General features: G+C 64.4%; 7 protein-coding genes. All 7 read right to left on the bottom strand.

Translation table 11 applies throughout. From position 1 onward, the window contains the following. A partial coding sequence (locus tag EN742_RS12895; protein ID WP_245492309.1) for a diguanylate cyclase occupies window positions 1-1,361 on the bottom strand: 1,361 nt, incomplete at its 3' end. 111 nt (window positions 1,362-1,472) lie between these two features. After that, a complete protein-coding gene (locus EN742_RS12890) occupies window positions 1,473-2,000 on the bottom strand; it encodes a molybdopterin-dependent oxidoreductase (RefSeq protein ID WP_127407718.1) in 528 nt (175 codons plus the stop codon). A gap of 208 nt (window positions 2,001-2,208) precedes the next feature. Next, on the bottom strand, window positions 2,209-5,154 hold the full coding sequence (locus EN742_RS12885; protein ID WP_128332883.1) for a nitrate reductase: 2,946 nt from the start codon (window positions 5,152-5,154) through the stop codon (window positions 2,209-2,211). A gap of 4 nt (window positions 5,155-5,158) precedes the next feature. Next, window positions 5,159-5,488, bottom strand: coding sequence for a nitrite reductase small subunit NirD (nirD, locus tag EN742_RS12880; RefSeq protein WP_127407253.1), 330 nt, complete (start codon window positions 5,486-5,488; stop codon window positions 5,159-5,161). 238 nt (window positions 5,489-5,726) lie between these two features. Continuing rightward, the gene (gene nirB / locus EN742_RS12875) at window positions 5,727-8,177 is read right to left on the bottom strand and encodes a nitrite reductase large subunit NirB (protein ID WP_128332882.1); all 2,451 of its coding nucleotides are present in this window, start codon (window positions 8,175-8,177) and stop codon (window positions 5,727-5,729) included. A gap of 20 nt (window positions 8,178-8,197) precedes the next feature. Further along, a complete protein-coding gene (locus EN742_RS12870) occupies window positions 8,198-9,493 on the bottom strand; it encodes a nitrate/nitrite transporter (protein ID WP_128332881.1) in 1,296 nt (431 codons plus the stop codon). A gap of 56 nt (window positions 9,494-9,549) precedes the next feature. Then, window positions 9,550-9,747, bottom strand: a complete 198-nt coding sequence (locus EN742_RS12865; protein ID WP_128332880.1) for a hypothetical protein — start codon at window positions 9,745-9,747, stop codon at window positions 9,550-9,552. Window positions 9,748-9,846: the final 99 nt, after the last annotated feature.

The raw sequence follows: 9,846 nt of genomic DNA, 5'->3' as shown, positions 1-9,846 counted from the left end.
CTGCCTGACTCATTCATTCCGACCGCGGAACGGAGTGATTTGATCCTGGAAATCGACATCCACTGCACTGCCTGCGCGCAGGCCTTGCTCAGCACGATCTTGTCGATTTCCAGGATCAAATCACTCCGTTCCGCGGTCGGAATGAATGAGTCAGGCAGGCGCACCGTTCCCGAAACGCGGTCGCGCCATCGGACCAGGGCTTCGGCGCCGATCATACGCCCCGTCGCCAATTCGAACTGTGGCTGCCAAACCAAGAAATACTCATCGGCGTTCAGCGCTTGCTTGATCGCCGCCTCCTCGCCCAGCTGCGCATCAATCTGGCTGAGGATAGCAGGCGAGAACGTCACAAAGCCGGACCGTCCTTCCGCCTTCGCGGCATAGAGCGCGCTGTCGGCGTTGCGCAACAAGGTGGAGATATCCGAGCCATGATCCGGGAAAGACGCCATGCCGATGCTGGCGCCGATGCGCACCTGGTGACCGTCCAGATCGGCAAACCGGTTCAGCTGCTCGCGCAGACGATGGCCGAGATCGTCCGAATGCCCGATCGCCATGACGGCGAACTCGTCTCCTCCCAGGCGGACGGCGGCCACTTCGCCTGGCCGTTCGACCGACTGCAAGGTCTCGGCAACGGCCTTCAGCAGCAGATCGCCAATGTGATGACCGAACGTGTCGTTGACGCTCTTGAAGTGATCCAGGTCGATCAGGAACAGCCGGAGCGGCTTGCCGGCCAGCCTTGCCCGCTCCAGCAGCCCGTCCCTGTTGGCGGACATCCAGGCGCGATTCTTCAACTCGGTCGTCGCATCGCGCCAAGCGAGAAATTCGAGCTTGCTGATGGTTTCCCGTCGGCCGATGAGCAGCACGGCGGTTCCGATCGCAAGCGCCGACAATACCGTCAAGGCAAAGGCAATCTGGTAGTTGAACCTGTTGAGGTTCTTCTCGGCCGCATAAAGATCGACGTTAACTTCTTCCCCATATTTGTAGTATTCGTCGTTCATGCGAGCGACGATCTGGTCGAGCTCAATTCCCAGTTCTTTCAGGCTGTTTTCATCGAAAGGCAAGCCGGCCGCAAGGATGGCATCGATCCGCTTCACAGCGTCATTGACCTGCGGCACGATACCGGCGTAGGCAGGGATTTCGCTAATCGTGTCGCCGCCGTCGATCCGCTCGAAACGGATGTAGACCAGATCGTTTGCGGCCGCCAATTGCTCAAGACTTTCAGGCGAACCGCCGGCCAGCTGGGCAAGTGAAACCATATCCCGCAGATGCGTCACGTCGCGTATCGCAATGTGGAACTCGCGAATGGCGAAGAAGCCGAAACGCGGCATCGCGCTCTCTATCTTGCTGACGCTCGTGAACAGCACCGCGATCAAGATAGCTGAGCAGACGGCTGCCGATGCAGCCGCGGCTACGTAGGTTACAGGTAGCCGCCAGGCTTTGCTTCTAGACCACATGGCTGGACGTAAGGCGGAGGTTCAATTGCCAGGGGCCATCGTTTTTATCAGCCAGATCCATCGAGGTTTGCGAACTGGCGTATCGAAGGCTGGATAGTCATCGAGAGGGTAGATCAGCCGCGTGGGACCTTGCGTGCGCCGCGTCAACAGCTTGCCGTCCTGGCGAGTGGCAAGAAGCAGGGGACCTTCGATCCAGTCTTCCTTCGGGATTACCTGCACATAGTCGTCCACCGCCCGCAGGACGACTGACGATTCACCCTCCAATCCGACCAGCTTGACCACATCCCGGAACAGAACGCCCTGAAACACAAGTTGCCCTTTTTCAAAGGGACTTGGGGTGGAAACGCTGTAAAGGCCGAGCTTTTCCAGCTGTCGCAGCGTGACCGGGATCGATTCGCCGTTCTTCTCGACATTGAAAGCAACGGTATCGGGGGGATCCGGATATTTGGCCGGTTCCATGGCGAATGCCGGCAGCATGCCGATTGCCGAAATGACCAGAACAATCAGGATCCGATCAAGTGCAGATAAACTTCTCTCGAGGATCGACACAACGCAGTCCTTTCCATTTCCATGGCCAGTACCAACCGTTGCCGGCTCGCCGATACTGTCGGCGGAGTTGCCATCCTTCCATCGAATGTTTATTTTTCAGTTAGCTTTTGGTTGCAGCGGGCGTCGTTGCAGATGGCCGATGCAGGCTAACCAACGCCCATCGAAAGCATATCAAGGAGCTGGGCGCCAAGCCGGGCCGCCCCGCACGCTACTCCGCCGCCTGCACCCTGCCCGCTCCGATGATGGCGCGAATTTCGGCGCGGCAGGAGCCGCAATTGGTGCCGGCCTTGAGCGCTTCGCCAACGGCCCCGACGGTCGAGCAGCCAGCCCCCACAGCCGCCGCGATCTGGTTGGCGCCGATGCCGAAGCAGGAGCAGACGATCGCGCCGATATCCGGCCGGTCGGCGCCGGCGCGGCCGGCGACAATGCGGAAGCGCTCGCGCTGGCCGGCGTGGGCGGTTTCGAGCTGCTCGGCCGCCCAGCCGCGTGAGACAGCGACCGGGCCGGGTGCGACGAACAGGGCGCCGGCAAGGCGCTCGCCTTCAAAGGCGGCGATGCGGTGCTGGCCGGCGTCGCGGTCGTGATAGGCGAGCAGCTCGGCCTCAGGCGACACGAACAATGACTGGGCAAAATCTGGCCAGTCGATGTTTTCGTCGGCAAAAGCGAGCTCCACCCGCCAGCCGCCCTTGCAGCGGGCCACCGCCCAATAGTCGGCGGCGATGACCTCGGGGCGTTCTCGCATCACGGCGAAGCCGAAGGCTCTGGCGGCGAATTTCTCGATGCGCACCGCGACATGCTTCAGCGCCGGCTGGCCGGAAACAGGGTCGGCGAGCGCCGCGGTCAGGGCGTCGAGACGTCCCTTGGCCGCGAACTGGTCGGTCCAGTGCATCGGCGCGAAGACGCTGCCGCGGCGCTGGCGGGTCGTGATCAATGCGCGAACCAGGACGGCGCCGCGCGGGCTGGATAGGCGCACGATGTCGGCGTCGCCGATGCCATGGTGCTGTGCATCGGCCGGATGGATTTCGACGAAGGGCTCGGCGATGTGCTGGGAAAGACGCGGGCTTTTGCCGGTGCGCGTCATCGTGTGCCAGTGGTCGCGGATGCGGCCGGTGTTGAGGATCAGCGGGTAGTCGGGCGTGGTGCGGGTGTCGGTTGAGACGCGGATCGGGATGAAGCGGGCCTTGCGGTCGGGCGTGTAGAAGTTGCCGTCGGCGAAGAAGCGAATGGGCTGGCGCCCAGTCGTACCGACCCCCTCTGGCCTGCCGGCCATCTCCCCCTCAAGGGGGGAGACTAGCGGCACTGCGGACTGCGCCCACTCTCCGACTTTGGAGATTGGCGAAGGTCGAGGTGCGGGCTGATCTCCCTCCTTGAGGGGGAGATGGCCGGCAGGCCAGAGGGGGTCGCCTGCGACAGTCTCGGCCTCGTTGGCAGAGACTGAGACTTCACCTCCGACCCCTCTCCGGCTCGCTTGTCTCGCTCCGCTCAACGCGCTCTCCGACCCTCCCCTCAAGGGAGAGGATAAGGCCGGTGCTGGCCATTGGAATGGCGCCAAATCCTCATAGCCCTCAGCATTGATCCCGGCATAAGCGCCGATATCAAAATCCCGCGCGCCATCATTTTCATAACCCGACAGCGCGGCGTGCTCGGCGAAGATCTCGCCCGGCCCGGCATGCGCAAACGCCTCGGCAAATCCCATCCGCTTCGCCACCTCGGCAACGATCCACCAGTCCGGCCTCGCCTCACCGGGCGCCGGCAGGAAGGCGCGCTGGCGCGAGATGCGGCGTTCGGAATTGGTGACGGTGCCGTCCTTCTCGCCCCAGGCCGTGGCGGGCAGCGACACATGGGCATGGCGGACGGTATCGGTGCTCGCCAGCACGTCGGAAACCACCACAAACGGGCAGGCCTTGATCGCGGCTTCCACCGCATCGGCGTCCGGCATCGAATCGACCGGGTTGGTGGCCATGATCCAGAGCGCCTTGATGCGTCCGTCGGCCACCGCCCTGAACATGTCGACGGCCTTCAGGCCAGGGTTCGCGGCCATTGCCGGCGCATTCCAGAAACGGCGCACGCGGGCTCTGTGCGAGGGGTTTTCGATCTCCATATGGGCGGCGAGCATGTTGGCGAGGCCGCCGACCTCGCGGCCGCCCATGGCGTTGGGCTGGCCGGTGACCGAGAACGGCCCTGCCCCGGGCTTGCCGATGCGGCCGGTGGCGAGATGGCAGTTGATGATGGCGTTGACCTTGTCGGTGCCTTGCGAGGACTGGTTGACGCCCTGGCTGTAGACGGTGACGGTTTTTTCCGTTGCCGCGAACAACGCGTAGAAGTGCGAAAGCTCGTCCGGGCTCAAACCCGTGGCGGTGGCAATGCCGGCGAGATCGAGCGATGCGATGGCCGCCAGCGTCTCCTCGAAGCCTGAGGTATGTTCGGCAATATAAGCGCGGTCGAGCGCATCGTTCTTCGCGAGATGGGCAAGGACACCGGAAAACAGCGCGGTGTCGCCATCCGGCGCGATCGCCAGATGCTGGTCGGCGATATCTGATGTCATGGTGCGGCGCGGATCGACCAGCACGATCTTCATCCCGGGCCGCTTCTCGCGCGCCGCCGCGATGCGCTGGTAGAGCACGGGATGGCACCAGGCGAGATTGGAGCCGACCAGCACGATGAGATCGGCTAGCTCCAGATCCTCGTAGCAACCCGGCACCGTGTCGGAGCCGAAGGCGCGGCGGTGGCCGGCGACCGAGGAAGCCATGCAGAGCCGCGAATTGGTATCGATGTTGGCCGAGCCGACAAAGCCCTTCATCAGCTTGTTGGCGACGTAGTAGTCCTCGGTCAGCAGTTGGCCTGACACATAAAAAGCGACCGCGTCCGGACCGTGCTCGGCGATGGTCTGCGAGAAGGTCGAGGCGACGAGGTCGAGCGCCTCGTCCCAACCGGCGCGGCGGCCGCCGATTTCGGGATGGAGCAGCCGGCCATCGAGGTCGATGGTCTCGGCGAGCGCCGAACCCTTCGAGCAGAGCCGGCCGAAATTCGCAGGATGATCGGGGTCGCCGCGGAAGGTGACTTCACCGTCCGCGACGACCCTCGCCAGCACGCCGCAGCCCACCCCGCAATAGGGGCAGGTGGTCCTCACCTCGCGCGCTTCGTCGATCTCCATGGGGTCAGGCCGCGCGGCTGGCCAGCGCTTCCAGCGCCAGGAACAGGCGCTCGCCTTCCCGCTTCACCGGGATGGTGCGCACCGAGCCCTCGTCGGCACCGAGCGCCTTGCCGGTCTCGAGCGAGATCACCCAATTGTGCAGCGGGCACGTCACCGCGGCGCCATGGACGATGCCTTGGCTCAGCGGTCCGCCCTTGTGCGGGCAATGATCCTCGATGGCGAAGACCTCGTCGTCGGCGGTGCGGAAGACGGCGATCTTGCCTTGCGGGGTGGCAACGCAGCGCGCGCCACGGCGGGGGATGTCGGTGATGGTGCCTATAGCGATCCAGGTCATTGAGTGAGGGCCTTTTGCTGCAAGTCGAGCCTGGTTGATCCGACCCCTTCTGGCCTGCCGGCCATCTCCCCCTCAAGGGGGGAGATTCCCAAGCCGCCTTGCTTTCGCCAATCGCCAAGGTTGGAGGAAGGGCGCCAAGGCCGAAGCTGCTGATCTCCCCACTTGAGGGGGAGATGGCCGGCAGGCCAGAGGGGGTTGGTACGACCGGATACCGACATCCTATTCGCAAGCATCTCCATCATTCCGCCGCCTCCGCAAACCCGACCGAGGCCATCGGCCGGAATTCGTGCTTGTCCTTGCCAGAAACGCGTTCCGACCACGGGTCGACCTGGGCGAATTTCTGGGAGAAGACGAAGCGCTCGTAGTAAGCCCTGCGCTTTTCGCCGTCGTCCATGATCTGGCGCTTGATCTCCTCGATGCCGACGCGCTTGGCCCATTTGTAGATGCGCTCGAGATAGCGGGCCTGCTCGCGATACATCTGCGTCAGCGCCACGATATGCTCCAGCGCCTCGTCCTCGGTCCTGACCAGGCCGAGCACCTCGGTGCCTTTGATGTCGAGGCCGGCCGCCCCGGCGAAATGGATCTCGTAGCCACTGTCGACGCAGATGACGCCGACATCCTTGCAGGTCGCCTCGGCGCAGTTTCGCGGACAGCCCGACACCGCCATCTTCACCTTGGCCGGCGTCCACGAGCCCCACATGAACTTCTCGATGCGGATGCCCAAGCCGGTCGAATCCTGCGTGCCGAAGCGGCACCAGTCGGAGCCGACGCAGGTCTTCACCGTGCGCAGGCCCTTGGCGTAGGCATGGCCTGAGACGAAACCGGCCTGGCCGAGATCGGCCCACACCGCCGGCAAGTCCTCCTTGCGGATGCCTAGCATATCGATGCGCTGGCCGCCGGTGACCTTGACCATCGGGATCTCGAACTTGTCGACGACGTCGGCGATGGCGCGCAGTTCGGAGGCGCTGGTGACGCCGCCCCACATGCGCGGCACCACCGAATAGGTGCCGTCCTTCTGGATGTTGGCGTGGACACGCTCGTTGATGAAGCGCGACTGGTAGTCATCGGCATATTCGTCCGGCCAGTCGCAGACGAGATAGTAGTTGAGCGCCGGCCGGCATTTGGCGCAGCCGCAGGAGGTCTTCCACTCCAGCTCCTGCATCACCGCCGGAATGGTCTTCAGTCCCTTGGCCTTGATCAGCCGGCGCACCTCGTCGTGGCCGAGCGCGGTGCAGGAGCACATCGGCTGCACGGCGGCCGGGTTGTACGTGTCGCCGAGGGTCAGCACCATCAGCTTCTCGACCAGCCCCGTGCAAGAGCCGCAGGAAGCCGACGCCTTGGTATGCGCCCGGACATCGTCGAGCGAGGTCAGGCCCTTGCCGGTGATCGCACCGATGATCTTGCCCTTGCAGACGCCGTTGCAGCCGCAGATTTCCGCATCATCCGGCAAGGCTGCAACGGCCGCCATAGGGTCCAGGGGGGCACCCCCCTGGTATGACTGGCCGAAGATAAGCGTGTCGCGCATCTCCGAAATATCGGTCTGCTTCTTCTTCAGGTCGTTGAACCAGGCGCCATCGGCGGTCTCCCCATAGAGCACGGTGCCAATGATGCGGTCGTCCTTCAGCACCAGGCGCTTGTAGACGCCGGCCGAGGCATCGCGCAGCACGATCTCCTGGCGGTCGTCGCCATCGGCGAAGTCGCCGAGCGAGAACAGCTCGATGCCGGTGACCTTGAGCTTGGTCGGCGTGTCGGAATGCACGAAGGCGGCCGTCTCGTCGCCGGCAAGCTGGCTGGCGGCGACGCGCGCCATCTCGTAGAGCGGCGCCACCAGACCGTAAACCATGCCGTTGACCTCGGCGCATTCGCCGAGCGCGAAGATGTCGGGGTCGTTGCTGCGCATGCCGGCATCGACGACTATGCCGCGATTGACGGCGATGCCCGCCTCCTTGGCCAGCGCCGCGTTCGGCCGGATGCCGACCGCCATGACAACCAGCGTCGCCGGGATAATCGTGCCGTCGGCAAGCTCGACCTGCTCGACCCTGCCGTTGCCGGTAATGGCCTGGGTGTTGGCCTTGGTGATCACCTTGATGCCGCGCTCCTCCACGGCGCGCTGCAAGAGATAGCCGGCGGCAGGATCGAGCTGACGCTCCATCAGCGTCGGCATGACGTGCAGCACGGTGACGTCCATGCCTTGCGCCTGCAGGCCGGCCGCGGCTTCCAGTCCGAGCAGGCCACCGCCGATGACCACGGCCTTGGCCCGCGACTGGGCGGCAAGCATCATGGCCTGCACGTCGTCGAGATCGCGATAGGTCAGCACGCCCGGCAGGTTGTTGCCCGGCACCGGGATGATGAACGGCACCGAGCCGGTGGCGATCACCAGCTTGTCGTAGGGTTCCGTCACGCCATGATCGGAGGTGACGGTCTTCGCCGCGCGGTCGATGGCGACTATTCTGTGGCCCTTGTAGAGCGTGATGCCGTGCTTGATGTACCAGCCGTCGCCGTGGATGATGATCTCTTCATAGGCCTTCTCGCCCGACAGGACCGGCGACAGCATGATGCGGTCGTAGTTCACGCGCGGCTCGGCGTTGAAGATGGTGACCTGGTAGCGATCCGGCGCCTTTTCCAGGAGATGCTCCAGCATGCGCCCGGGGGCCATGCCGTTGCCGATGATGACGAGTTTCTCGGTCATATTGCTGATCCGTTCCGGTTTCACTCGGCCGCGTAGGAAAGGGCTGGCGTCTCGGCCATCGAGGCGCGCTCCATGCGGCGGATGCTGAGGTGCATCCAGGCAAGGCAGCCGACGACGATGACGAAGAGCAGCATGAAGCAGCTCGACCAGACGCCGGTGAGATCGTTGAGCGCGCCGAAAGCGATCGGCAGGACGAAGCCGCCGAGCCCGCCGATCATGCCGACCATGCCGCCGACGGCGCCGACATTCTTCGGGTAGCAGACAGGGATGTGCTTGTAGACCGCGGCCTTGCCGAGGCTCATGAGGAAGCCGAGCACGCAGGCGACGGCGATGAAGGCGAGCGGGCCGATCTCGAAATGGAAGGCGATCGGCCCGCTGATGCCGCGCACGACGTAGTCTGCCGAGGGGAGAGACAGAACGAGCGTCGCCACGGCACAGACCGTGAAGGTCCAGTAGAGCACGGTGCGGGCTCCGATGCGGTCGGATAGCACGCCGCCATAGGCGCGGAAGATGCTCGCCGGGATCGAATAGGCGGCCCCAATCATGCCGGCGGTGGCGATGTTGAAACCATAGACGCCGATCAGGTAGCGCGGCAGCCACAGCGACAGCGCCACGAACGCGCCGAAGACGAAGAAATAGTAGAAGGCGAAGCGCCACACCTGCAGGTTCTTCAGCGGCGCGAATTCCTGCCAGAAGCTTCTCGGCGCTGCCGCCCTGCCGGCACGGCGCTCGCGGATGACCGGATCGTCGCCGGTGGTAAACCAGAAGGCGACGGCCATGACGACGAGCGCCGCCGCCCAGATTTGCGCCACCGTCTGCCAGCCCCAGGCGAGCAGCACGAGCGGCGCCAGGAACTTGGTGACCGCGGCGCCGACATTGCCGACACCGAAGATGCCGAGCGCCGTGCCCTGCCTGCCGGCGGGGAAGAAGCGCGAGACATAGGCGACGCCGACGGCGAAGGAGCCGCCGGCGAGACCGACGCCAAGCGCGGCGATCAGCATCTGCTCATAAGTATGCGCAAAAGAGAGCAGTAGGGTCGCGACCGCCGCCGAAAGCATGACGGCGGTGTAGACCAGCCGCCCGCCATAGCGATCGGTCCAGACGCCGAGCAGCATGCGCACGAGCGAACCGGTGAGGATCGGCGTGCCGATGAGCAGGCCGAACTCCGTCTCGCTCAGCCCAAGCTCCTGCTTTATGCGCACGCCGATGATGGAGAAGATCGTCCACACCGCGAAGCAGACGGTGAAGGCGATGGTGGACATCACGAGCGCCTGCCTGGGTTCCTGGCTGGGCGCGGCTGGGAGAATTGCAGTCATGTCGGCTCCGGTTTGCGGCGTGGGAGGCGCCGCTCTTGTCTATTCGTTCGCGATTGTCAGCGACGGGCCATCGGCGTGCCGGTCGAAACCTCGCTGTGCGCGATCACTGCCGGCTCCTTGCCGTCCGTCTTGGCGCCGACGGGAAAGAGCAGCAGTGCGGCGGTGAACAGCGCGGCGGTCAATGCGCTGCTGGCCAGGACATCGCGGCGGGTGAAGTCCTCGAGGGACGCGCCAGTTCCGATCCGTTTCGTCATCGTCGTCTCCGGTTGGGCGCCGCCTGGGATCGGCACCGTCGATTGCGTGTTAGGTCAAAACAAAAAAGCTGCCGGCCAGGTCGCTCGCGTCCGTCCATC

Source organism: Mesorhizobium sp. M4A.F.Ca.ET.020.02.1.1 (assembly GCF_004022645.1).
Taxonomy (GTDB): Bacteria; Pseudomonadota; Alphaproteobacteria; order Rhizobiales; family Rhizobiaceae; genus Mesorhizobium.
Note: the sequence above shows the minus strand (reverse complement) of the source record. Positions and strands in the feature narration are given on the sequence as shown.